Annotated in this window: 16 protein-coding genes; 4 read left to right on the forward strand and 12 right to left on the reverse strand. The window is 42.4% G+C overall.

Annotation, left to right across the window (positions count from 1 at the left end; all coding sequences use genetic code 11):
- Window positions 1-194: 194 nt before the first annotated feature.
- The 8 genes from prpF to E2I05_RS02975 all read right to left on the reverse strand — a co-directional run bounded on the left by prpF (window position 195) and on the right by E2I05_RS02975 (window position 10,981).
- On the reverse strand, window positions 195-1,364 hold the full coding sequence (prpF, locus tag E2I05_RS02940; RefSeq protein ID WP_121854493.1) for a 2-methylaconitate cis-trans isomerase PrpF: 1,170 nt from the start codon (window positions 1,362-1,364) through the stop codon (window positions 195-197).
- Window positions 1,365-1,576: 212 nt separating this feature from the next.
- Window positions 1,577-4,165 (reverse strand): Fe/S-dependent 2-methylisocitrate dehydratase AcnD, encoded by a 2,589-nt coding sequence (gene acnD / locus E2I05_RS02945; protein WP_165905540.1) that lies wholly within the window; start codon window positions 4,163-4,165, stop codon window positions 1,577-1,579.
- Between the two features lie 101 nt (window positions 4,166-4,266).
- Window positions 4,267-5,391, reverse strand: coding sequence for a bifunctional 2-methylcitrate synthase/citrate synthase (gene prpC, locus E2I05_RS02950; RefSeq protein WP_121854491.1), 1,125 nt, complete (start codon window positions 5,389-5,391; stop codon window positions 4,267-4,269).
- 113 nt (window positions 5,392-5,504) lie between these two features.
- The gene (gene prpB / locus E2I05_RS02955; RefSeq protein ID WP_121854490.1) at window positions 5,505-6,383 is read right to left on the reverse strand and encodes a methylisocitrate lyase; all 879 of its coding nucleotides are present in this window, start codon (window positions 6,381-6,383) and stop codon (window positions 5,505-5,507) included.
- A gap of 50 nt (window positions 6,384-6,433) precedes the next feature.
- Window positions 6,434-7,123 (reverse strand): GntR family transcriptional regulator, encoded by a 690-nt coding sequence (locus E2I05_RS02960; protein WP_121854489.1) that lies wholly within the window; start codon window positions 7,121-7,123, stop codon window positions 6,434-6,436.
- A 458-nt stretch (window positions 7,124-7,581) separates the two neighbouring features.
- The gene (locus E2I05_RS02965) at window positions 7,582-8,490 is read right to left on the reverse strand and encodes an acyltransferase (protein WP_121854488.1); all 909 of its coding nucleotides are present in this window, start codon (window positions 8,488-8,490) and stop codon (window positions 7,582-7,584) included.
- A gap of 1 nt (window position 8,491) precedes the next feature.
- A complete protein-coding gene (locus E2I05_RS02970; protein ID WP_121854487.1) occupies window positions 8,492-9,394 on the reverse strand; it encodes an acyltransferase in 903 nt (300 codons plus the stop codon).
- Window positions 9,395-9,460: 66 nt separating this feature from the next.
- Complete coding sequence (locus E2I05_RS02975) at window positions 9,461-10,981, reverse strand: YifB family Mg chelatase-like AAA ATPase (protein WP_121854486.1); 1,521 nt, start codon at window positions 10,979-10,981, stop codon at window positions 9,461-9,463.
- Window positions 10,982-12,195: 1,214 nt separating this feature from the next.
- Between E2I05_RS02975 and ltrA the strand changes: the two genes are divergently transcribed.
- Window positions 12,196-13,479 carry a group II intron reverse transcriptase/maturase gene (gene ltrA / locus E2I05_RS02980; protein ID WP_133309456.1) on the forward strand — a complete coding sequence of 428 codons (1,284 nt, stop codon included), beginning with the start codon at window positions 12,196-12,198 and terminating at the stop codon, window positions 13,477-13,479.
- 391 nt (window positions 13,480-13,870) lie between these two features.
- Here the strand turns inward: ltrA and E2I05_RS02985 are convergent, their stop codons facing one another.
- The 4 genes from E2I05_RS02985 to lptF form a co-directional block, all read right to left on the reverse strand.
- The gene (locus E2I05_RS02985; RefSeq protein ID WP_133309457.1) at window positions 13,871-14,857 is read right to left on the reverse strand and encodes a hypothetical protein; all 987 of its coding nucleotides are present in this window, start codon (window positions 14,855-14,857) and stop codon (window positions 13,871-13,873) included.
- 329 nt (window positions 14,858-15,186) lie between these two features.
- Window positions 15,187-16,683: an endonuclease/exonuclease/phosphatase family protein gene (locus tag E2I05_RS02990; RefSeq protein WP_133309458.1), complete on the reverse strand. Its 1,497-nt coding sequence runs from the start codon at window positions 16,681-16,683 to the stop codon at window positions 15,187-15,189.
- 2 nt (window positions 16,684-16,685) lie between these two features.
- Entirely contained in the window at window positions 16,686-17,744 is a 1,059-nt protein-coding gene (gene lptG / locus E2I05_RS02995; RefSeq protein WP_133309459.1) for an LPS export ABC transporter permease LptG, read from the reverse strand.
- Entirely contained in the window at window positions 17,741-18,877 is a 1,137-nt protein-coding gene (gene lptF / locus E2I05_RS03000; RefSeq protein WP_133309460.1) for an LPS export ABC transporter permease LptF, read from the reverse strand. The genes lptG and lptF overlap by 4 nt, the downstream gene beginning before the upstream one ends.
- A 274-nt stretch (window positions 18,878-19,151) precedes the next feature.
- Here lptF and pepA point away from each other — a divergent pair, with 274 nt between their 5' ends.
- The 3 genes from pepA to E2I05_RS03015 all read left to right on the forward strand — a co-directional run bounded on the left by pepA (window position 19,152) and on the right by E2I05_RS03015 (window position 24,086).
- Window positions 19,152-20,660 (forward strand): leucyl aminopeptidase, encoded by a 1,509-nt coding sequence (gene pepA / locus E2I05_RS03005; protein ID WP_133309461.1) that lies wholly within the window; start codon window positions 19,152-19,154, stop codon window positions 20,658-20,660.
- Window positions 20,661-20,730: 70 nt separating this feature from the next.
- Window positions 20,731-21,195 carry a DNA polymerase III subunit chi gene (locus tag E2I05_RS03010; protein ID WP_133309462.1) on the forward strand — a complete coding sequence of 155 codons (465 nt, stop codon included), beginning with the start codon at window positions 20,731-20,733 and terminating at the stop codon, window positions 21,193-21,195.
- A 14-nt stretch (window positions 21,196-21,209) separates the two neighbouring features.
- Window positions 21,210-24,086, forward strand: coding sequence for a valine--tRNA ligase (locus E2I05_RS03015; RefSeq protein ID WP_133309463.1), 2,877 nt, complete (start codon window positions 21,210-21,212; stop codon window positions 24,084-24,086).
- Window positions 24,087-24,259: the final 173 nt, after the last annotated feature.

The following is a 24,259-nucleotide window of genomic DNA, read 5'->3' on the forward strand; positions in this document are numbered from 1 at the left end:
ATTATTGTTTAGAATCAGTGATATTAAACCGTTGAGCTATGGTTGGTATAATCCTGATGGAAGCTGTTATGGAAGGTATTGTAAAAAAGAAAAGAAACAACAAATGCTTAATTTGTTGTTTCTTAATATTACCTATTTCAGTAATTAACCTCTCACTCAGCAAGAGCTAACTTTCTATAATTAATAGTATAAGTTTAATTAGGCACTCTCACCCAGCCTTCCATCAATATTCGTGCTGTGCGGCTCATAATGGCTTTATCTACGCTCCATTGTGAATCTATTTTTGTTGCTGCGGCTCCGACTTTTAATGTGCCAGAAGGGTGGCCAAAACGAACACTTTGTTTTTCACCGCCACCAGCGGCTAAATTAACTAAAGTACCGGGAATGGCGGCTGCGGTGCCAATCGCCACAGCAGCTGTACCCATCATGGCATGGTGTAATTTACCCATTGACATAGCGCGGACTAATAAATCAACGTCAGTTTCAATTATGGTTTTACCGCTAGAAGCTTGGTAAGTCTTAGGTTGAGAAACAAAAGCAATTTTAGGGGTATGCTGTCGCTGCTTGGCTTCTGAAATATCTCTGATTAATCCCATTTTTACCGCCCCATAAGCGCGGATGGTTTCGAATCGAGCTAAGACTTGTTCATCATTATTGATATCATCCTGTAACTCGGTGCCGTGATAGCCGATGTCTTCAGCATTAACAAAAATGGTGGGGATACCTGAGTTGATCATGGTAGCTTTAAAGGTGCCAACATCAGGAACAATGAGATCATCGACTAAGTTTCCCGTTGGGAATAAGCTTGCAGACTTATCCGCTGGATCGATAAATTCAAGTTCAATTTCTGCGGCGGGAAAGGTCACACCGTCTAGTTCGAAATTACCTGTTTCTTGCACTTCGCCTTTAGTCATGGGGATTTTAGCTATGATGGTTTTACCGATATTTTGTTGCCAGATTTTAACCGTGGCGATGCCATTTTGTGGTAATTTTTTGGCATCAATAAAACCACTGTGAATGGCAAAAGCCCCAACTGCTGATGATAAGTTACCGCAATTTCCGCTCCAATCGACAAACGCTTTATCGATAGCGACTTGACCAAAAAGGTAATTGACGTCATGCTCACCATCATCCGCTTTGGCTACTATTACTGTCTTACTGGTACTGGAAGTCGCACCGCCCATGCCATCCGTTTGTTTTGCGTATGGATCTGGGCTACCAATTACGCGCATAAGCAGATTATCTCTGACTCCTCCAGCGGTTTGTGCTTCGGTTGGCAGATCTTGCAAACGAAAAAACACCCCTTTACTGGTTCCGCCGCGCATATAAGTAGCGGCTACTTTAATTTGTGGTGCAAAACTCATGTGAGCATCCTTTAAAAAGCCGAGGCAAAGCCCCGAGTGTCTATTATACCAATTACTGTAATTGGTATTACTTCTCAAAATTGTCTTGACGTAGCAATGTAATAACGACAGTTTTGTCTTTCGGTAACAACTATGTCTTCATCAATTTCACTTGCACTTTGAGCACATACATGGCTGTGAGTTGAGTATTTAATAACTGTAATTGGTATTACTTAACCATACGACTCTAAAAAGTCCTGAGCGAAACGCTGCAGAACACCACCAGCGCTGTATACATGTACTTCTTCAGCGGTATCTAAGCGGCAGGTCATTGGTACGTCGATTTGTTCACCATTTGCGCGGTTTATGCGTAATGTTAGGGTGGCAAGCGGTGCTGGAGTACCTAATACATCGTAGGTTTCGGTGCCATCTAGCCCAAGGGTTTTACGGTTAGTACCGGCTTTAAACTCAAGAGGAAGCACACCCATTCCGACCAAATTAGTACGATGAATACGCTCAAACCCTTCAGCTGCTATAGCTTCAACACCAGCCAAACGAACACCTTTAGCAGCCCAATCACGTGATGAACCTTGGCCATAATCGGCACCAGCCACAATAATCAGTGGTTGTTTGCGATCCATATAGGTTTCGATGGCTTCCCACATACGCACTTGTTGGCCTTCAGGCTCAATACGGGCTAATGAGCCTTGAATAACTTTGCCATTATTATCCAGACACATTTCATTCAACAATTTAGGATTCGCAAATGTCGCTCGTTGAGCAGTGAGGTGATCCCCACGGTGAGTGGCGTAGGAGTTGAAGTCTTCTTCTGGCAACCCCATTTTTGCAAGGTATTCGCCAGCGGCACTGGTGGCCAAGATAGCGTTAGAAGGTGATAGGTGATCGGTAGTGATATTGTCGCCTAATACGGCTAATGGTCGCATGCCTTTCATGGTGCGCTCGCCCGCCAAGGCGCCTTCCCAATAGGGAGGTCGGCGAATGTAAGTGGTCGTTGGACGCCAGTCGTACAAAGGGCTTGGAGCTTGCTCGGCATCACCTAAGTTAAACATTTGAATGTACACTTGCTTGAACTGCTCAGGCTTAACAAAGTCACGCACTATCGCATCGATTTCTGCATCTGTTGGCCAAACGTCTTTAAGAGTGATTGGATTGCCGTTTTGATCATGACCTAAGGTGTCTTTTTCGATATCAAAACGCATGGTGCCAGCAATCGCATAGGCAACAACAAGCGGCGGCGACGCTAAAAAGGCTTGTTTAGCATAAGGGTGAATACGGCCATCGAAGTTACGATTGCCAGATAGTACAGCGGTTGAGTAGAGATCTCGGTCAATAATTTCTTGCTGAATTTTTGGATCTAAAGCACCGCTCATGCCATTACATGTGGTGCAGGCATAACCGACAATACCAAATCCAAGTTTTTCTAGTTCAGGCAAGAGATCCGAGGCTTCAAGGTATAAACGCGCCACTTTTGAGCCTGGTGCAAATGATGTTTTCACCCAAGGCTGGCGGACTAATCCGAGTTCATTGGCTTTCTTTGCTACCAATCCTGCAGCAACAACATTTCGGGGATTACTGGTATTGGTACAAGAAGTAATGGCTGCGATGATCACCGCGCCATCTGGCATTACGCCTTGCTCTTTTTTCCATTCTGTTGCAATGCCGCGTTTGGCAAGATCAGTTGTTGGTAAGCGGCGATGTGGGTTGGAAGGCCCTGCCATGTTACGGCATACGCTGGATAAATCGAACTCTAATACTCGCTCGTACTGGGCTTCGCTCATGTCATCGGCCCATAAACCAGTGGTCTTGGCAAAGTTCTCAACTAAAGCTACTTGCTCTGGTTCGCGACCAGTGAGCTTTAAGTAGTCGATGGTTTGCTCATCGATGTAGAACATACCCGCGGATGCACCAAATTCTGGAGTCATGTTTGAAATCGTGGCTCTATCACCTATGGTAAGCGCGGGCACACCATCACCGAAAAATTCTAAATAGGTAGATACAACTCGTTGTTCACGTAAAAACTCAGTCAGTGCGAGCACGATATCGGTTGCGGTAATGCCTTCTTGGCGTTGGCCTGTGAGCTTAACACCAACAATATCAGGTAGGCGCATCATAGAAGGGCGACCTAACATGACGGTTTCAGCTTCGAGGCCACCAACCCCCAATGCAATCACGCCAAGGGCATCAATATGCGGAGTATGGCTGTCGGTACCGACACAGGTATCAGGGAATGCAATCCCGTCACGTGATTGTACTACTGGTGACATTTTCTCTAAGTTGATCTGATGCATTATTCCGTTACCCGCTGGGATAACATCAACATTTTTAAATGAGGTTTTGCACCATTCGATGAAATGGAAACGGTCTTCATTACGGCGATCTTCAATGGCGCGGTTTTTGTCGAATGCTTCAGGATCAAATCCAGCCGCTTCGACGGCCAGTGAATGATCTACGATCAGTTGTGTGGGTACGACAGGGTTAACTAAAGATGGGTCGCCACCTTTTTCGGCAATGGCGTCACGTAGTCCTGCTAAATCAACAAGGGCGGTTTGCCCCAAAATATCATGGCACACCACACGAGCTGGATACCATGGAAAGTCTAAGTCGCGTTTGCGTTCAATTAACTGTTTGAGTGAATCGGTTAATGTCTCTGGAGAGCAACGACGTACGAGCTGTTCGGCAAGAATTTTTGAAGTGTAAGGAAGGTGTTTATAAGCATCTTCTGAAATTGAGTTAATTGCGGCCTCAGTATCAAAGTAGTCAAGCTGAGTATCTGCAAGCGGTTTACGGAATTTAGTATTCATGAGTCTTTCCACACACTGTGCTCGGTCTATTGCCGAGTTAGAAACAAAAAGCCTTGCTGATATAAAGTAAGCAAGGCTTGATTAGTACAAAGCATCGGTGATTAACGTTCAGCGATTGGCTTTACGCGGCGTGGTTCTTCCCCAACGTAATCGGCGCTTGGACGAATAATGCGGTTGTTTGAGCGTTGTTCCATCACGTGTGCGGCCCAACCTGTTAAGCGTGAACAGACGAAGATAGGCGTAAATAATTCAGTAGGAATACCCATGTAGTGATAAGCCGAAGCATGGAAGAAGTCAGCATTACAAAACAGTTTCTTTTGCTCCCACATAATTGATTCACAAGCGACGGATACGCGGTATAAACGGTCGTCACCGAAGTCGGCGGCAAGTTGTTCAGACCATGATTTGATGATGGCATTACGTGGATCTGACTCACGATAAATCGCATGTCCAAAGCCCATGATTTTATCTTTACGAGCCAGCATTCCAGCGAGAGTGTCACGGGCATCTTGCTCATCTTTTAGATTTTCAATCAATGCCATTGCGGCTTCGTTTGCACCACCGTGCAGCGGGCCACGTAAAGAACCAATAGCGCCAGTTACACAAGAATGCATATCTGACAAGGTTGACGCGCATACACGACCTGTAAAGGTTGAGGCATTGAATTCATGCTCAGCGTAAAGGATCAATGAAGAGTCCATGACTTTTGCATGTAAATCGCTTGGTTTTTTACTATGTAACAAGTGTAAGAAATGGGCGCCAATATGTTCGTCGTCAGTTTCAGTCTCAATGCGAACGCCATCGTGGCTGAAACGATACCAATAACAAATAATTGAAGGGAAAGCGGCCAGTAAGCGATCTGCGGCTTCATTTTGCTCGTTAAAACTGTGCTCAGGTTCTAAATTGCCTAACATAGAGCAGCCCGTTCGCATCACATCCATAGGATGTGTATCTGCAGGAATACGCTCTAGCACTTCTTTTAATGCGGTTGGCAGTCCGCGCAAGCTTTTTAATTTTATGACGTATTCATTGAGTTGCTGCTGGTTTGGTAATTCGCCTTTTAATATTAAGTAGGCGACTTCTTCAAAACAGACATTATCAGCGAGATCTTTTAAATCATAACCTCGATAGGTTAACCCTGAGCCTGATTTTCCTACTGTACTTAGTGCGGTTTCGCCAGCGCTTTGGCCTCGTAGGCCTGCGCCGCTCAGCTTTTTATCTGTCATGTCTAAATTCTTCCATTGTTGTAAGGTAATGGTTGTTGTTATCGTTTCAAACTGCGTATTGTTAAGCTATTGGACTTTCGTCTATTTATCTTTGTTAAGCTTTTTATATGCTTCTATTTATCTTCGCTAAATAGGGCATCAAGCTTGTTTTCAAAGACGTGATAACCAAGGTGTTCATATAGATCAGCACGAGTTTGCATAGTGTCGACAACATTGCGCTGATGGCCGTCATCTTTCAAGGCTTGCATCACATTTAATGCCGCTTGGTTTGCTGCTCGGAAGGTGCTCAGTGGATACAAAATCATATCAGCGCCAGCTTCAGATAACGCTTCTTTATCGAATAACTCCGTTTTACCGAACTCAGTCATATTCGCAAGAATAGGCACCTTGACTTCGGCTCTGAAATGACGATATTGCTCAAGTTCCGTTAAGGCTTCTGCGAAAATCATATCTGCACCTGCTTCCACGTAGGCTTTAGCGCGAGCAATTCCTGCTTCTAGTCCTTCAACGGCGACAGCGTCAGTACGAGCCATGATGACAAAGTTTTCATCGGTGCGTGCATCAACAGCCGCTTTGATTCTATCGACCATTTCTGCTGTACTTACCACGGCTTTATTTGGACGATGGCCACAACGTTTTTGCGATACTTGATCTTCCATATGTACAGCGGCTACACCAGCTTTTTCAAATTCTTGAATGGTACGGGCTATATTGAATGCACCGCCCCAACCAGTATCAATGTCCACCAACAATGGTAAATCAGTAGCCGACGTAATTCGGCTGGCATCTATAATGACGTCATTCATTGACGTCATGCCTAAATCAGGCAATCCATAAGACGCATTAGCGACACCAGCACCAGATAGGTATAGAGCTTGGAAGCCTGTGTGCTCAGCCATTAGTGCAAAGTAAGCATTAGTCGTACCGACAATTTGCAATGGTTTAGCATTGGCTACGGCTTGGCGAAAACGTAATCCTGCGCTTTGTTTCATGGTGGTATCCTTGTAATTGTATGGAGACACTTTAGCTCATGGCTCAATAATTAATTTGCTAAAAGTGTCTCTGTGGCGGCTTGCTGCTGTTGCCGCTCGATGAGTTTAAGTTCAGTATTCTTACGGCCTTTTTCAATGTGTCGCTGCATTAAAATATTAGCCAGTTGACCATCGCGATCGGCAATCGCTTCAACAATCCTCTTATGCTCTGCTATCGCACTCGTGGGACGTCTATTATTACTGCATTGATAACGATACATGCGCAATAAGTGGTAAAGGTTACCGATTAATGTTTCTTGCAGGTGACGATTACCACTGGCTTTAATAATTTGATAATGAAAGTCGATTTCACTTTGCTGTTGGAAGTCATAATCGCCTGCATCGAGAGCCGATTGTTGACGATCTAATAAAGCGTGGAGTTCGACAAGTTGTGCAGACGTAATATTTTTGGCTGTCAGTTCGCAAGCCATTCCTTCCAAAACACTGCGTAATTGATAAAGCTGGTTCAATTCATTGATGGTGAGCTGTGCGACTCTAGCACCTACATGTGGTACGCGAACGACCAAACGTTGCCTTTCTAGAGTTTGTAAAGCCTCACGAGTCGGGCCACGACTTATTCCATATTTTGCGGCTAATGTCTGCTCATTAATTTTACTGCCAGCAGCCAATTCACCAGTAATAATACTGGTTTGAATTTGAGATAAAATTTTATCAGCCAGAGTTTTGGATTTATCTGTCATGAAAATGAAGAGTTAATGAATTCTATAAAGCTTAAACTAGAACTTTACAAGCTCATTGTCAACAATAGGTTAACTTGCAAGTAAGCTTTAGGAGGTAATTAGCAGTAATATGTAATTACTTATTGTTTATTGTTGACAATGTTAGGGCTGATTCGATTACTTTGACCTCTGAAATTCTTTTTGTACTTTGGCTATGATGAAGACATAGTTATTACCGACATACAAAACTGTCGTTATTACATTGCTACGTTGAGACAATTTTGCGTAGTAATTTGAACACATACAAGCTCCCGAAGGGCAAGGCTAAAGGTTTCCATTACTAGGTTCCAAGTTTTTGAATTATCCCGACAAAAGCACTAAGTGCGTTGAACGCCAGTTTTGTATGGCGGCCGTAGGGAGTATAGTACTTCAAACTTGCGCCTTGTACTGAAATCCTTTAGCTCTTGCTGAGTGGGAAGTTAATTACTGTAATTGGTATTACTTAGGATCTCATCAATTTGAGTATCCTTTTCTGCCCAAAGCCCATTAAGCCATCGTTGGAACTCGACTCGATATTCACTTTCTTTGAAATAGCGCTCATCATTGATTTCAGGTACAGGCAGGGCTTCTATACGTACAACGACTTTTTTAAGTTTGCCTGACATCGCTTTGGCAAGGGTATCATTTGGTGTATCGGGATAAACCAAGGTCATATTGAGCACTTGGCTAAATTGCTCTCCCATTGCTGACAGTGCAAAGGCTATACCAGCAGCTTTAGGACGTAATAAATGTTGATAGGGCGAATTCTGACGCTCGCGCTTTTCTTCGGTAAAGCGGCTTCCTTCTACATAATTCATTATTGAGGTTGGTAAACGCTTAAATTTTTCACAAGAACGACGTGTGGTGGCTAAATCTTTTCCACGCAATTTTGGATTTTTTTTAAGTTTTGCAGAGCTAGTGCGGTTCATAAAGGGCATATCGAGTGCCCAGCAACCAAGCCCCATGAAAGGCACAAAAATTAATTCACGTTTTAGAAAAAATTTAAGCATAGGAATATGGTTGCGCAACACGTAAGTTTGTGCGGCGATGTCGAAGCCACTTACATGGTTACAGATAACTAAATACCAGGAATTTTTATTGAGCGAATCTAGGCCTTCAACATCCCATTCAATATTAGAGGTTAATTTTAAAATCAAGCCATTACCGCTGGCCCAAGCCCACATGAACTTGTTTAATACTTTTGTGATGGATGTTTGAATTGGCTTAAACGGAAGGATGAGTTTAAGTACTCCACCTGAGATCAAAAATACAGTACATAAAAACGTATTTAGGATTAATAAGAGCCCACTAATAACATAAAGCACTGGTGCAGGTAAGAAACTTAACATACTACTTTCGACCTTCCTTTGATTTTTCTATGAGTTGTTCAAAAATGAGATCTTTACTGTTCCAACGTTCGGTAAGAGATTGTTGAAAACCTTGTTTAAATTTACGATCGTTGGCGTAATCGCCTTTCATGTTTTCATCAATATCATTGACGCTAATATGCACGTAAACTTGGTTGACTTGTCCACTGATGTATTGCCAGAAACTGGGCGTGGTTTCAGGGTAATGAATAGTGACATCAATTAACTTATTGATGCAATCATTCATGGCGCTGAGTGTGAAGGCCATTCCACCGGCTTTTGGTCGCAAAAGGTGCTTGAAGGGGGAATTTTGCTTTTGATGTTTCTGCGGAGAAAAACGCGTGCCTTCCACAAAATTCATAACACTAACAGGTTTGTTTTTAAATTTTGCACAAGCAGCTCGAGTCACTTCAATGTCTTTTCCTTTTAACTTGGGATTTTTTCTAAGCTGGCTTGTGCTATAACGATGCATGAATGGAAAGTCTAATGCCCACCATGCCAATCCTAATACCGGTACATAGAGGAGTTCCTTTTTTAAGAAAAACTTCAAAAAAGGAATTTTTCGGTTAAAAATGCTTTGGAGAATGAGAATGTCAACCCAAGATTGGTGATTGGCTGTGACCATATACCATTCTTTAGTTGAGAAATGCTGAGCGCCACTGACGTTAACAGTAACAGGGTGAAAAACCCGTTCAATAAGGGCGTTGACTGAAATCCAATTACTCGCACAATGATCGAGTAAGTAACTGCAACCATTTGTGATTGAGTTTAAAGGCAACAATTTTAATGCACTGACACAGAGGATAGGAAGCATCCAAAAAAGGGTATTAATGACGTAGCAGGTAAATGCCAGCAAACCACGTAGGAGAGCCACAGATAATCTCACTCTAAAATTAACAAAAGTGCTATCTTACCTGTATCCGCTATGAGTTCAAGATATGGTTGGTAATTGCTATTTATTCAATCGTGTTAACAATCGATCCATCGCGCGGTAACCCAAGGCTTGCGAAATATGACTGCGATTGACATGGCGCTCACCTTGTAAGTCAGCAATGGTTCGAGCAACTCGTTGCAGTCGATGAAAGCTGCGAACAGATAGCCCAAGTTTGTGGACACTTTGTTCAAGGAATATTAAATCATCTTCGCTAAAACCACCGGTTTGTTTTAACTGCTTACCGCTGAGTTGGCTGTTTAAAACACCTGCTCGGGCTAATTGAGACTCTCTTGCGAGTTTGACTCTTTTCGCGATTGAAACACTGGTTTCTGAATTCTCTGCTTTTTGAGTTAATGTGCCTTGCGGTAACTTAGGGACATCAATAGTGAGATCAAATCTATCCAAAAAAGGGCCCGATAATCGGGATAGATATCGATGAATTTGCACCGGAGAAGCACGGCTTTGGTCATCGACATCACCACAGGGACTTGGGTTTAACGCGGCAATGAGCTGAAAACGACTCATAAAAGTCAATTTGGCGGCCGCCCGTGAAATAATGATTTCACCAGTCTCCATTGGCTCACGTAAACAATCTAACACTTTTCTCGGAAATTCAGCGACTTCATCAAGGAACAACACGCCTTGGTGGGCTAAAGAGATTTCTCCGGGCTTGGGTACGCTGCCACCGCCTACTAAAGAGATGCCAGAACTTGTATGATGGGGTGAACGGAATGGACGATTGAAAAATTGTTTTGGCGTTAAGCTCTGTCCGGCGACAGAGTGAATCGCAGCGACTTCGAGTGCTTCGTCATAACTTAATGGGGGCAGCAGTGACATAACACGACTGGCTAGCATCGTCTTACCAGTGCCCGGAGGGCCAAGCATCAATAGGTTGTGTCCTCCGGCTGCTGTAATCTCTAATGCTTGTTTGGCTTGATATTGTCCGATAACTTCACTCATGCAATATTGATGAGTTTGATCATCTTGTGAAATCCACTCGGCTCTAGGATCAACTCCCGCAAGTTTTTCTTGGCCATGTAAATAGGCTGAAACTTGTGTAAGTTGATTGGCAAAAAAGACTTGGTGATAGTCTACTAGCTCTGCATCATGCCGATTGGCTAACGGCATAATGAGTTTGTGATCACAATTTTTAGCGGCAATGATAACGGGCAATAACCCCGTACAGGGCTGAATTTGACCTGATAGGGCGAGCTCACCGACAAATTCATGGCCTGTTAGACTGTTTAGGGGGATTTGCTCTGAAGCGGCTAAAATGCCAATCGCAATGGGTAAATCGTAGCGGCCACCTTGTTTTGGGAGATCGGCAGGGGAAAGGTTGACGGTGATCCGCCGCATGGGGAATTCAAATCCAGCATTGATTAAGGCGCTTCTAACGCGCTCACGAGCTTCTTTCACTGAAGTTTCGGGCAAGCCGACAAGATTAAATGCAGGTAATCCGTTACTCAGGTGAACTTCGACGGTGACGGGAGGAGCATCTACACCACAACTGGCTCTTGTAAGCACACTAGCAATCGCCATCAACATATCCTTATGTTTAAATACTTAATTAAAGTACTCCACTAGAATATTAAACTCTTTGTTTTTTAGCAATTTAAATTGATTTTATTTTATGGCATTTAGCAGTAATCGGAAGTTTCTTAATCTTTGTTACTTAGGGGCTGTTTATCTTTCGTGATTATTTTTGCAGCGATAAATTGGTCGTTTTAAACAAGACAGAGCTTGTGCGGTTTGGTATTCCAAATAAGCAAGCGATAACGCAGTAGAAATGACCAATTTACGCTGTCTAAGATGCTTTTGAGCGTTCACTGTTCTGTGTTGTAACCCGTTTACTTAGATGACTAAGCTTCATTGCTTACGCCTTGAACAGATAAATCTAAATAAATCGGTTGAACCTAAAAACATCAGTTGAACGCTGAGTATACGCGTAACTATTTGAGCAATATGATGACTTTATTATCATGTTTTTCACCCAATGAGTGAAATGCTCTACGCTCACAAGCTTGCTAAAATGGCTGCTATCTGCGTTGTAACTTTTGCAAGTAGAATAACTACTTGCTGCAAGCTACGCCTTAATATCAGCATTTTTCCTACGCTTGAGAACGCAGTCAACTGATGTTTCTAGGGAGCGCCACGAAGCGCTTTATTCTGTTGCGGGATTTGTCTCAACGTATACGCAGCCAAGCGATTACATGGCCATAAACCAGAGACAGCAACGTTATTATTTATAATAAGTCCATCAGGTTGAAACGTACCTGACGGGATAATTACCAGTTCATCCCGAAATCTGACGGGCATGCATAATGGGTAACCGCTATGACATGAAGCCCTGTGACAAAGGCCTTGAATAAAGGTTGAGATGCAATGTAGGCCGCAGCATCAAGCGAATTCAGTTAAGCGTCGTAAATCAAAAAATGAAGATGGGGAGTCTTTCCTAGTTGACGAACCCTGACACAAACAGAGAAGCAACTGGTAAATGCATCTGTTTGATCTTCCGGCGTAATATGAAGTGGCATGTATTGAAGGAAATAAAGTGAACGTGGGAGAGCCTGAGTGTTGGAAGGTAGTGACTTCCACTATCCGAATATAAGGTAAACCGAAATTTCAGATAGGGCGCTCAGGCAGTCGGATGAGCCCATAGTACCGTTAACCGTGAAGACAACATAACTTCACATCAGGGAAGGGGCTCAGTGTTACACCCGTTTTTAACGTAACTTTTGAGGTGAAATTGCCATATGGCTAACACTCCAGTAAATATCAGAATATTACAGCGAAAACTTTACTTACGCTCAAAGCTTAACTCGGAGCTACGATTTTACAGCTTGTACGATAAACTCAGTCGCCTAGATATACTCGAAGAAGCCTATCGACGATGCAAAGCCAATAAAGGCGGAGCAGGAATTGATGGCATCACATTCAGTTATCTAGAGCAGCAAAAGAAAGTCGTTGTGCTGTTAAAAGAAATTCAAACTCAATTACAACAGAAAAACTATCGACCTAGCCCAGTCAAACGAGTAGAAATACTCAAAGACAACGGCAAAACGCGGAAACTTGGGATCCCGATAATCAGTGACAGAATTGTGCAAATGGCGATGACAATAGTGATGCAACCCGTCTACGAACCTCATTTACATGAACACAGTTATGGTTATCGTCCATGTCGAAGCGCCCAGCAAGCGGTAAAAGTCATTGAAATGAGCCTAAAACAAGGCTACCAGCACGTACTCGATGCTGACTTGAGTGCCTATTTCGATACCATCCCGCACGCTAAGTTGATGGCAAAAGTAGAAAGGCGAATAAGCGACAGCAGCTTTCTGAGTTTACTGAAAAGCTTTATCAAAGCGCCCATCAGCGTAGAGACGGTCAACAGAAAATGGCGAATAGAAGCAAGCCGATGTGGCACTCCGCAAGGCGGAGTTATCTCTCCACTACTGGCTAACATCTATCTCAACGATTTCTGTTTGAAAATACACGAAAAAACACCGTGTAAAATCGTTACCTATGCAGATGATTTTGTTGTACTTCATAAGCAAACCTACACACAAGAGCAACTGGACTGGATAACACAGCAATTAAGTGATGAAGGTCTGAAGCTAAATCAAAGTAAAACCCACTGTGTGGATATGGGAAAGCTGATGAATGAGTTTGATTTCCTCGGTTTTAACTTTCAACGGATCACAGGCCTCATCATCAAAGGCACCAGTTACATCAAGATACAGGCGTCTAAGAAGAGCCAAACAAAGCTGAAAAATAAAATCAGAGACATAGTGAAACACCGAACCTCAAATACACTTGGCGTACTGATAAATAAGGTTAATCAAGTTCTGAGGGGATGGAAACACTATTTTGGTGGGATAGGTTATCCCAGAGGTGTATTTTTCAGAATAAATGTATTTGTAGTAAACCGGTTCTATCGCTGGCATCGTCGCTTAAGTCAACGTCGAAGCAAGTATCTATCACGAGGTGCTTACGAAAAATTACGCCAAGCTGGTCTTGAGTATTTACCCACGACAAGATGATAAGCAAAGTGAAGGGGCTGAGAGAAGTGTAACAACAGAGCCGTGTGAGGGAAAACCTCATGCACGGAATCGAAGAGGGGCTGCTGGATAAGCGATAGCGAAGCCAGTAGCCTACTCTACTTGAACGCACAATTTAACTTTAATTTATTGAAATTAGTTACAAAATTAAACAACCCTAATTCACCTATTAGGTGAGTGCTGAACATTCATATACATGCCAAAATCACCGCTAGCTGCGTTATAAATTTTGCAAGTAGAACCACTACTTGCTGCTATTCATGCCTTGCTATCAGTAATTTTTTCTGCGTATATGAACGCTCCCAACCGATTTATTTAGGATAAACGCTCAAATAGCACAAAATTTAATCTTGAAAGATAAACAGCCCTAGGCTTACTCAGACAAAATGGGCATGCTGTCATTCCTTTTCGGTACTTCAGTTAAAACGGAATCTAACGTTAAATTGTCAGAAGTGACGGCTCTGAAGTCGCTAGCCGTTAGCTCATTTTTGTGAAAGAGAAAATCACGAGTATCCATGTTTTCTGGTTCTGAAAATATGATGTGTCGAGCTCCAGTCCTAGAGACTGTTTTCCATACTTCTTTGCGACTCACTGCATTAAGTGTTTTTACTTGAATTGCATTAATGCTACTTAAGGGAAGGAAGGTAATTGGGCAATAGTATCTTGGTTTTTCTGGTAGTTTTTTTATCGAAAATCCAAATAGTTGATGAGGTCGGGTCATCGAAATGTGATCTGGAACATATGGTATTTGTGAGAGGTGTTCAACCACTAGTTTCATTCGCTCCCCTCGTTGGCTTTGGATAAAGACATTAATATTACTCCAGTTTTTATGGATTATTTTCGGAATGGTTGTTATTTGACAGAGACTATAATCATCATCTTTGGTAGCTGATAATTCATTCATTTGTGAGCTATTTTTTTTCCGTGTCGTGGTTGCTAAAGCTTCTGAAACTGTATTTGTTTGCTGTGCTTTAGTGTCTGTATCGCCATGCTGTTTATTTTTCTTTAAAGGAGGAATATATTCTTGTTTTGTGACTATAGTTATTCTTCCTTTTGATACTAATTCAGAATAAGATTCGTGTTTAACGCCCTCTCTTTCAAAAACGGCTTCAATGAGCGCAATTTCCTTTTTAACGGATTTAGGCACTTTGGTGTCAGCTGTAATTTCAGAATCCAGTTCACTTGAATGGAATTTTATAACCCATTCATTGAGGTTAAACCAACTTTTGTTATCGTTAGGAAAATAAGTATAAGTGTGGTCTCCAATTGCAATCGTATTTGTTTCGCCTTCGATAGGATTTAACCAAACCTGAAGCGAAATGTTTTCAGCTGTAGAAATGTTAGAAGCGATAGATGCCATATTAATTACCTATCTTATGAAACTAAAGGTCAAGAGAAAATGGGAGTAAAAAAACAAATTGAAAAGGTATTTTAAGGAATAGAAAGAGGTTGTCATTGAATGTAATTAAAGATTAATTTAATTTAATCACTTCGGGTTTAATTCTTCGCACCTTGGGATGAACTAACACAAAAGGTTTGTACCTTGTCATACCTGTGTAGCCTGGTATCCAGCGACTTTCACTAAACAAGAAAAAGCCTCTAGACTCCCGCCTTCGCTGGAGTGACGATACCTCGCCCCTCTGTCGGGGGAATTCATTTTTAATCTCGTAGGCTTTAATTCCTCGCCCGCTAATTGAATTGAATATCAACCCAGACTAATCGGTGATCTGAAGAAACAGATTTACCTTGTTCTCCAGCTTTATTTTCAAATAAATAGCGGTATTTTTCACCTTTTGCTTGCCAATATACTCCAGAATCGACAACTTTTAAGTCAGCCGATGGCAACACATAGTCTAAGCGTAATGGAAATAAATGCGTCCAATAATTTGGCGTGCCGGTAAAGGTTTTTTGAGTTAAATACTCTGTACCACCAGTAGATGCAGGGATCATATCGCCAGTTGCAACAGCTTGAGCAATACGGGGATGATTAAGCAATTGTTTAATAGAAAATTGGTACGAGTCGCCATCAGCGGGATCTGCATTCAAGTCACCGGCAATAATGAATGACTCATTAGTTCCTAAACCACCTTTGTTGCCTTGATCGTCAATGAGATAAGTACTTTGTCTGGGGTCGTTACTCACATAATCAGAAAAAAGACGAATTTCATCATGATTACGGCGACCATTTCTGTCTTCGTCACCATCAAATACTGGAGGGGTAGGATGCATGGCTAATAAGTGGATGGTTTTGTCTTCGTTTATTCTAATTGGCAAATCAATGTGGTTTTTCGATGATAAACGGAAATGTTCTAAAGTGCTTTCTTGGTAATAAGGCGTACCGTCAGCACGAGCAGGCAATGCCGCGTTTGGCATATCTTTCCAAAGGAATTGTTGAAAACTCCTTAAGTTATCGGTAACAAGTTCATATTTAGATAAGACAATAAAGCCGTATTGGCCATGATAAAAACCAAAACCGTAGGCGTCAGTGGGAAGTGTTATTTTTCCATCGCCATTTAAATCCTGCTCGGCAAGACCTGTGTTGGTTGGAGCAATATAAAAATATGGATAATCAATAGCCTCAGCGCCATTCTGCGACTGGTTTAAATAGTAAGTGATAAAGTTTTCAACTACCGTCGAATCATTACCTGAACCATCGTGATCAAACTCGTTGAGTAGTAATACATCAGGACGTGTACGTTGGATGACTTCGGCGACATGCTTAATTTGCAAGTTATCACCAGCCGCCATTTCTGCTGGCAGAGTGTCAGCTGAAGTGCGATCAAACGAGGCGTTATAGGTAGCAAATTTGACCTTATTTGCAGTCACATTAGTTGTCTCATCAAAAAGTTTATTTTGGATATGTCCAGAAGCCATAGCATACAAAATAAAACCGACCGAAGTGAGAGCAAATACCGCATTTAAAATATAAACAGCAGACCAAATTTTTCGATTAAATCCAGATCTAACCCAGCGCCCTTTATTCAGTAAGATTACTCCACTTAACAGAATACAAATTATTGCTGTCATCAACATTGGGAGAGAAATGCTAACAATGGGCAGCATTAATGCAGCGCCTGACGATTTTGACCTAGTTGCAATATCGTCAGCTAACATCGAAAAACAAAAATAGATGATTGCCAATGCAACTGTCCATAGTAATAAACCTATTCCCTGTAAATATTTCATTATTATCGCCTAATTAAGTAAATAGCAATCATGGCGAACAATAAACTCGGTGCTGCAGCACCGACAATCGGTGATAATTCATAGACCAAACTGAGAGGACCAAAAATTTGATTACAGATATGAAAGCTAAACCCAGCAATGACACCCATTAATACCCGCGCACCCATGGTAACAGTTCGAAGGGGTCCAAAAATAAATGACAGAGCCACCAACAGCATCACGGCAACGGTAAAGGGCTGCATGATTTTACGCCACAGAGCAAGTTGATACTGACTTGCATCTTGGCGGTTAATTTTCAAATAATCGAGATAATCAATTAGGCCTTGAATTGACAATGATTCTGGTTTTGCGGAAACCACGCTCAGTTTGTCTGGCGTTAAGGTTGATTGCCAATCATATTCTATCAGTTTGCTGTCAGTGATTTTGCTATCGGTTAAATGGGTTTGCGTCACTTGGTGCATTTTCCACGTCCCACTAATGAAGTCGGCGCTTTTGGCGAAGATCATGTGGCGCAGTTTATGCCGTTCATCGAAGCTGTATAGTGTAATGTTCGATAAGCGGTTTATGCTGTTTACTTGACCGATATTGACAAAAAACTCCCCGTCTTTCGCCCATACCCCTTGTCGTGACTTAATTAAACTACCACTCGATATACGGCTTGCTCTCAACTCGTAAGCTTTTTTCTCTGCAACTGGCGCTCCCCATTCACTGAGAGCCATAACGAGTAGCATTAGTGGAACGGCGGTTTTCATTACTGAGAAAGTGATTTGCAACCGTGATAAGCCAGAAGCTTGCATGATTACAAGCTCAGAGTTTGAGGCGAGCATACCTAAACCAATGAGTCCACCTAGCAACACCGCCATAGGAAAGAACAGCTCAATATCACGGGGCACAAGAAAAAGGACATAAATCCCTGCATCGAGAACGGTGTATGCACCACGTCCGACGACACGCAACTGATCGACCCATTTAATGATGCCTGAAAGTCCAGTTAAAATAAGTAAGCATAATGCCGAAGTGCTGATCAGGATCCGTGCAATATAGAGGTCAAGAATCTTCATTTTGCATCCTTTACTTGCTTAGGCTTGTTTTTATTTTTTTCTTTGACCAAACCGGTCATTCTGGCACCGATAGGACGTTCTTTACTCAGCAGCAAAACAGCTATGATGAACGCAGACAAATGAATCCACCACATGCCTAAATAGCTTGGGTATACTTCATCTTCCAGTGCTTTTTTGGCTGCGACCATCATTCCAAAATAACCTAGATATAACAAAATCGCTGGGAACATCTTAGCGAACTTGCCTTGACGAACATTCACTCGTGACATGGGGACGGCAATTAAGGTCATCATGATAATGGCCAAAGGAATAGCCACGCGCCAATGAAACTCAGCAGCGGCCTCTGGACCTGATGTGTTGAAAAGCTCAAAGGAAGACATAGCAGACAGTTTACGTCGACGTTCTTCGACTTCTCTGTCTTGAATCTGCATTTGGTAACCGCCAAATTCGATAACTTGGAAGTTTAATGAGTGAGGAGAGCCTTGATAGCGTACGCCTTGATCCAGTACTAACTGTTGCTCACCATCTTGACGTTCGACAACACGCCCAGACTCAGCAACCACAATGTTTGTTTGGCCGCTGGTATTATCTTTTTCAGGTAGCTGCGCAACAAATACATTACTTAAATTATTCTTTTTGTCTTTATCTTCAATAAACAGCACTGCGCGACCATTAGCACTGGTTTGAAATCGACCGGGAATGATGGCAGATAGTCCGGCTTCGGATTGTGCTTTTTCAAGTAATACGTTTTGCTGTTCTTCTGCCCAAGGAGCAATATAAAGTGATAATGCTGCGGTAATTGCAACATTAAATATTGTGACCGCCAAAGTGACACGGGTAACGTACCACTCACTGATGCCTACACTATGAAATACCACCATTTCATTTTCTGCATACATCCGACCATGAGCCAACATAATGCCAAGAAATAAGCTTAAAGGTAAAATCAACACGGCTAAAGTGGGCAGTTCGAGCGCAAGTAAAGTGGTTATGAGTGAAGCGGGAAAATCGCCGTCAGTGGCATCGGCCAAAATTCTCACAAAGTGCTGACTGATAAAAATGGTGAGTAAAACTGTTAAAACAGCGAGTTGAGCTTTAAAAACTTCTCGGATTAAATATCTAAATACAATCACAGGCCTGCCCGGAATCTAATCTTGTGTTTTTGCTGGAATAGGAATAAGTTTCATGTAAACTGTCAGCACTCAGTGATTTTAGCTTACTTTACAGCAAAAAAAACAGACTATATCACCTTTAGAACTGGAATATTAGTGCGCTAAAGTTGCAGTTCGTCATTATCATGTATCCGTGAATGTTGAAAATGCTTTGCAACCTCTCTAAAACCAAGCATCTTCATGATTCACGTGTAATTAAATTATAATTTTTGTATTTAAGAATCTAGGAGTGCTCATGGAGTTTAGCGTAAAGAGTGGTAGCCCAGAAAAACAACGTTCTGCATGTATTGTTGTCGGTGTTTATGAACCTCGTCGTCTATCTGGAATCGCTGAGCAACTTGACCAAATCAGCGATGGCTACATCAGCAACTTACTTCGCAAAGGCGATCTTGAAGGTAAGTCAGGCCAAATGTTGCTATTACACCACGTACCCAATGTATTGAGTGAACGTGTCCTATTAGTAGGTTGTGGTAAAGAGCGTGAATTAGATGAACGCCAGTACAAGCAAATCATCGCTAAAACTATTAATACCTTAAATGAAACTGGTTCGATGGAAGCCGTATGCTTTTTATCAGAACTGCACGTGAAAGGGCGCGATATTTATTGGAAAGTGCGTCAAGCGGTCGAAACCACGAATGACAGCTTATATTGCTTTGATACGTTAAAATCGGTTAAAGATGAAACACGTCGTCCATTGCGGAAAATCGTTTTTAATGTCCCAACTCGACGCGAATTACCAGCAGGTGAGCGTGCGATTGAACATGGTAACTCAGTGTCAGAAGGCATGAAGCTTTGCCGTGACGTGGCTAATATGCCACCGAACATTTGTAATCCAGCTTACTTGGCCTCTCAAGCTCGTCAAATGGGCGAAACCTATAATAGCCTAACGGTGTCAACTGTTGGCGAAGAGCAAATGGCTGAATTGGGTATGCACTCATACCTTGCGGTTGGTCGTGGTAGTGCCAATGAGTCTATTATGACTGTAATGGAATACAAAGGCGCTGCAGATAACACCGAAAAGCCGATAGTTTTAGTGGGTAAAGGACTGACTTTCGATGCGGGTGGTATTTCGTTGAAACCTGGTGAAGGTATGGACGAAATGAAGTATGACATGGGCGGCGCCGCAGGTGTTATTGGTACCATGAAATCACTATGCGAAATGAACCTTCCAATTAATGTAATCGGTATTTTAGCTGGTTGTGAAAACATGCCATCAGGTAATGCTTATCGCCCTGGCGATATTTTAACAACAATGTCAGGACAGACAGTTGAAGTATTGAATACAGATGCAGAAGGCCGCTTAGTACTTTGTGATGTATTAACCTATGTTGAGCGTTTCGATCCTGAATTGGTTGTTGATACTGCAACTTTAACAGGCGCTTGTGTGATTGCATTGGGTAAGCATGCTTCAGGCCTGTTTTCATCACACAACCCATTAGCACATGAATTGTTGAATGCTGGTGAGCAAAGTGGCGATAGAGCGTGGCGTATGCCGTTGTGGGATGAATATCAAGATATGTTGGATAGCCCGTTTGCCGATTTCACCAACTTAGGTGGTCGTCCAGCAGGTTCAATAACAGCTGCATGTTTCTTGTCACGCTTTACCAAAAAGTACAACTGGGCGCATTTAGATGTGGCTGGTAGTGCATGGAATAGTGGTCAAAATAAAGGATCTACCGGACGTCCTGTACCGATTTTAACTCAGTTTTTGATTAACCGTTCAGGTGTTGAGCTCGGAGAGTAAAGGCTAGCAGGTTAGCAATGAAATGAGGCGAAGCATTAGCTTCGCCTTTATTTTTAAGGAGCAAGAATAGATGAGCCAAGCTACATTTTATCTAATGGAACCCGATGAGAATCTAGATGCAATTGAAGCTCTGCAAGGGTTCGCTTGTCAATTAGCTCATTTTTATTATGAAAAGCAATTACGGATTTATGTGCATTGTGGCAATCGTACAGATGCACACCAAATTGATGAATTGCTTTGGCGCTTCGAAGCCAGTGCTTTTGTGCCACACAACTTAAAAGGGAGTGGTCCTCAAGGAGGATCACCAGTAGAAATTGGTTACGATCCACAAGGACCGCAACAGATTCGACACCTATTGATAAATCTTGCAGACCAAGCCCCTGCTTTTGCGGTAAACTTCAGCCAAATTATCGATTTTGTTGCTGCAGATGACGTTAAAAAAACGCTGGCTCGTGAACGTTATCGCCAATATCGCGGAATGAGTATTGAGTTACAAACTCAAGATCTCGCCAAAGATGCATTTAAATTTGTTTGAGAAAGAATATTTCCATGGAAAAAACATACGATCCTCAGTCTATAGAACAAACGCTTTACCAAAATTGGGAAGCACAAGGTTATTTTAAGCCCCACGGCGATACTAGCAAGGGCAACTATTCCATTATGATCCCGCCACCAAACGTGACGGGCAGCCTGCACATGGGGCACGCGTTTCAAGATACTATTATGGATACCTTGACGCGTTACCAACGCATGAAAGGTAAAAATACCTTATGGCAAGTGGGTACCGATCATGCTGGTATCGCTACCCAAATGTTGGTGGAACGTAAGCTTGATGCTGAAGAAGGCCAAACGCGTCATGATATTGGTCGTGATGCGTTTATCGACAAGATCTGGGACTGGAAAAATGAATCAGGCGGCACTATCACTAAACAACTTCGCCGCTTAGGGGCTTCAGTTGATTGGGATCGTGAACGTTTTACTATGGACGCGGGCTTATCAAAAGCCGTGCAAGAAGTTTTTGTAAAATTGTACGAAGATGACTTAATTTACCGTGGTAAACGCTTGGTGAATTGGGATCCTAAATTGCACACCGCGATCTCAGATCTTGAAGTTGAAAACAAAGAAAAACAAGGCTCAATGTGGCACCTTCGTTATCCATTAGCCGATGACGCATTAACCGCAAACGGTAAAGATTATCTAGAAATTGCCACTACTCGACCAGAAACTATGCTCGGTGACAGTGCGGTTGCTGTCCACCCAGATGATGAACGTTACCAAAGCTTGATTGGTAAGTTTATTATCCTACCAATTGTTAATCGCCGCATTCCTATTGTTGCCGATGATTATGTGGATCAAGAATTTGGCACTGGCTGTGTAAAAATTACGCCAGCACACGACTTTAACGATTACGAAGTCGGAAAGCGTCATAACCTGCCAATGTTTAATATTCTTACTATTGATGCGGCAATCCGTAGCGTGTCAGAAGTGGTTAATACCGATGGCACGAGTAATAGTACGATAGATGGTTCTTTACCTGAACGTTATGCCGGTCTAGATCGTTTTGCGGCCCGTAAAGCTGTCGTTGCCGAATTTGAAACTTTAGGTCTGTTAGTAAAAATTGAGCCACACGGGTTAAAAGTCCCTTATGGTGATCGTTCAGGTGTAGTTATTGAACCTTTGTTAACCGATCAGTGGTATGTCGCTGTTGAGCCAATGGCGAAAACGGCGATAGAAGCTGTTGAAAACGGTGAGATTAAGTTTGTTCCGCAGCAATACGAGAACATGTATTTTTCATGGATGCGTGATATCCAAGATTGGTGTATCTCACGTCAGTTGTGGTGGGGACATCGTATTCCTGCTTGGTATGACGACTCAGGTAAAGTTTATGTTGGTCGAGATGAAGCTGAAGTCCGCGCCAAACATAAGCTAGATGATTCAGTAGTGTTAAATCAAGATAACGACGTACTTGATACATGGTTTAGCTCGGCTTTATGGACCTTTTCAACATTAGGTTGGCCAGATAATCTGGAAGACTTAAAAACCTTCCACCCAACTGATGTGCTTGTAACCGGTTTTGATATCATTTTTTTCTGGGTTGCCAGAATGATCATGATGACCATGCATTTTATTAAAGATGAAGACGGCAAACCACAAGTACCATTTAAGACTGTATACGTCACAGGACTTATCCGCGACGAAGCGGGCAACAAAATGTCGAAGTCAAAAGGTAATGTACTTGATCCACTCGATATGATTGATGGTATCGATCTTGAGTCCTTAGTCAGTAAGCGTACTGGCAACATGATGCAACCTAAATTGACTGCGAAAATAGAAAAAAGCACTCGCAAAGAATTTGCCGAAGGAATCGAAGCTCACGGCACAGACGCGCTTCGCTTTACCTTAGCAGCAATGGCTTCAACAGGACGTGATATTAACTGGGATATGAAACGTCTTGATGGCTATCGCAGCTTTTGTAATAAGCTTTGGAATGCGTCTCGCTACGTACTGATGAACACAGAAAGCGAAGATTGCGGCTTTGGTTCAAATCAAGATATGGAGCTATCTCTAGCCGACCGTTGGATCACTGGATTATTTAATAACACAATAAAAGTATTTGACGATCATATGGCGGCTTATCGTTTCGACTTAGCCGCAAATACTTTGTATGAATTTACTTGGAATCAGTTCTGTGACTGGTACTTAGAGTTGACTAAACCTGTGTTACAAAGTGGTACAGAAGCCCAAATGCGTGGTACTCGTCATACCTTGATTACCGTATTGGAAGCTATGCAACGCTTAATGCACCCAATCATGCCGTACATCACTGAAACTATTTGGCAACGTGTTAAACCAATGCTAAACCCAGAGTCGAATGTGGAAAGTGAAACCATCATGCTCGCAGCATTCCCTGAGTTTGATGCTAAGCAAGTCGACCAACAAGCCATGGATGATTTAGAGTGGATTAAACAAGTGATTGTAGCGGTACGAAATATTCGTGCTGAATTAAACATTGCACCATCTAAACCACTTAAAGCGTTGCTTAAGAATGTGAATGCTCAAGATAAAGCACGTGTTGAAGCTAATCAAACGTTTTTCAATACGTTGGCGAACCTTGAGTCAATGACCATACTTGCTGATGATGAAACTCCGCCTATGTCGACAACGGCTTTAATCGGCGACCTTGAACTCTTGATTCCAATGGCGGGTTTAGTTGACGTTGCGGCTGAAACAGCACGTATTGATAAGCTACTTGAGAAACTCGAAAAAGAAGTTTCACGCATTAATGGCAAACTTTCTAATCAAGGCTTTGTGGCTAAAGCGCCAGCAGCCGTTATCGATAAAGAAAAAGCTAAGTTAGCCGACCTTGAACGTGATATGGAAAAACTCACAGAGCAAAAAACTGAGCTGGCTAAGTTAGACGGATAAGGAAAGTTGCGGAAGAAAGTATACCGATGAGTTCTCGTCACTCCAGCGCAGGCTGGAAACGATAACGCAGCACCTTTTATTTAGAAAGAGCGACCAATTTACGCTCTCTCTTTTTTCGATGCCTTTGAGCATTCACTGTTCTGTGTTGTGACCAGCTCACTTAGATGGCTAAG

The sequence above is a fragment of the Parashewanella spongiae genome, assembly GCF_004358345.1.
Lineage (GTDB): Bacteria > Pseudomonadota > Gammaproteobacteria > Enterobacterales > Shewanellaceae > Parashewanella > Parashewanella spongiae.

Excerpts from the sequence above, each read along its gene's own strand:
- prpC (WP_121854491.1), bottom strand. The coding sequence starts at position 5,391 with ATGACAGATAAAAAGCTGAGCGGCGCAGGCCTACGAGGCCAAAGCGCT.
- E2I05_RS02985 (WP_133309457.1), bottom strand. The coding sequence starts at position 14,857 with ATGGCATCTATCGCTTCTAACATTTCTACAGCTGAAAACATTTCGCTT.
- E2I05_RS02990 (WP_133309458.1), bottom strand. The coding sequence starts at position 16,683 with ATGAAATATTTACAGGGAATAGGTTTATTACTATGGACAGTTGCATTG.
- E2I05_RS03010 (WP_133309462.1), top strand. The coding sequence starts at position 20,731 with ATGAGCCAAGCTACATTTTATCTAATGGAACCCGATGAGAATCTAGAT.
- acnD (WP_165905540.1), bottom strand. The coding sequence starts at position 4,165 with ATGAATACTAAATTCCGTAAACCGCTTGCAGATACTCAGCTTGACTAC.
- ltrA (WP_133309456.1), top strand. The coding sequence starts at position 12,196 with ATGGCTAACACTCCAGTAAATATCAGAATATTACAGCGAAAACTTTAC.
- prpB (WP_121854490.1), bottom strand. The coding sequence starts at position 6,383 with ATGAAACAAAGCGCAGGATTACGTTTTCGCCAAGCCGTAGCCAATGCT.
- E2I05_RS02960 (WP_121854489.1), bottom strand. The coding sequence starts at position 7,123 with ATGACAGATAAATCCAAAACTCTGGCTGATAAAATTTTATCTCAAATT.
- prpF (WP_121854493.1), bottom strand. The coding sequence starts at position 1,364 with ATGAGTTTTGCACCACAAATTAAAGTAGCCGCTACTTATATGCGCGGC.
- lptG (WP_133309459.1), bottom strand. The coding sequence starts at position 17,744 with ATGAAGATTCTTGACCTCTATATTGCACGGATCCTGATCAGCACTTCG.
- E2I05_RS02975 (WP_121854486.1), bottom strand. The coding sequence starts at position 10,981 with ATGGCGATTGCTAGTGTGCTTACAAGAGCCAGTTGTGGTGTAGATGCT.
- E2I05_RS03015 (WP_133309463.1), top strand. The coding sequence starts at position 21,210 with ATGGAAAAAACATACGATCCTCAGTCTATAGAACAAACGCTTTACCAA.
- E2I05_RS02965 (WP_121854488.1), bottom strand. The coding sequence starts at position 8,490 with ATGTTAAGTTTCTTACCTGCACCAGTGCTTTATGTTATTAGTGGGCTC.
- pepA (WP_133309461.1), top strand. The coding sequence starts at position 19,152 with ATGGAGTTTAGCGTAAAGAGTGGTAGCCCAGAAAAACAACGTTCTGCA.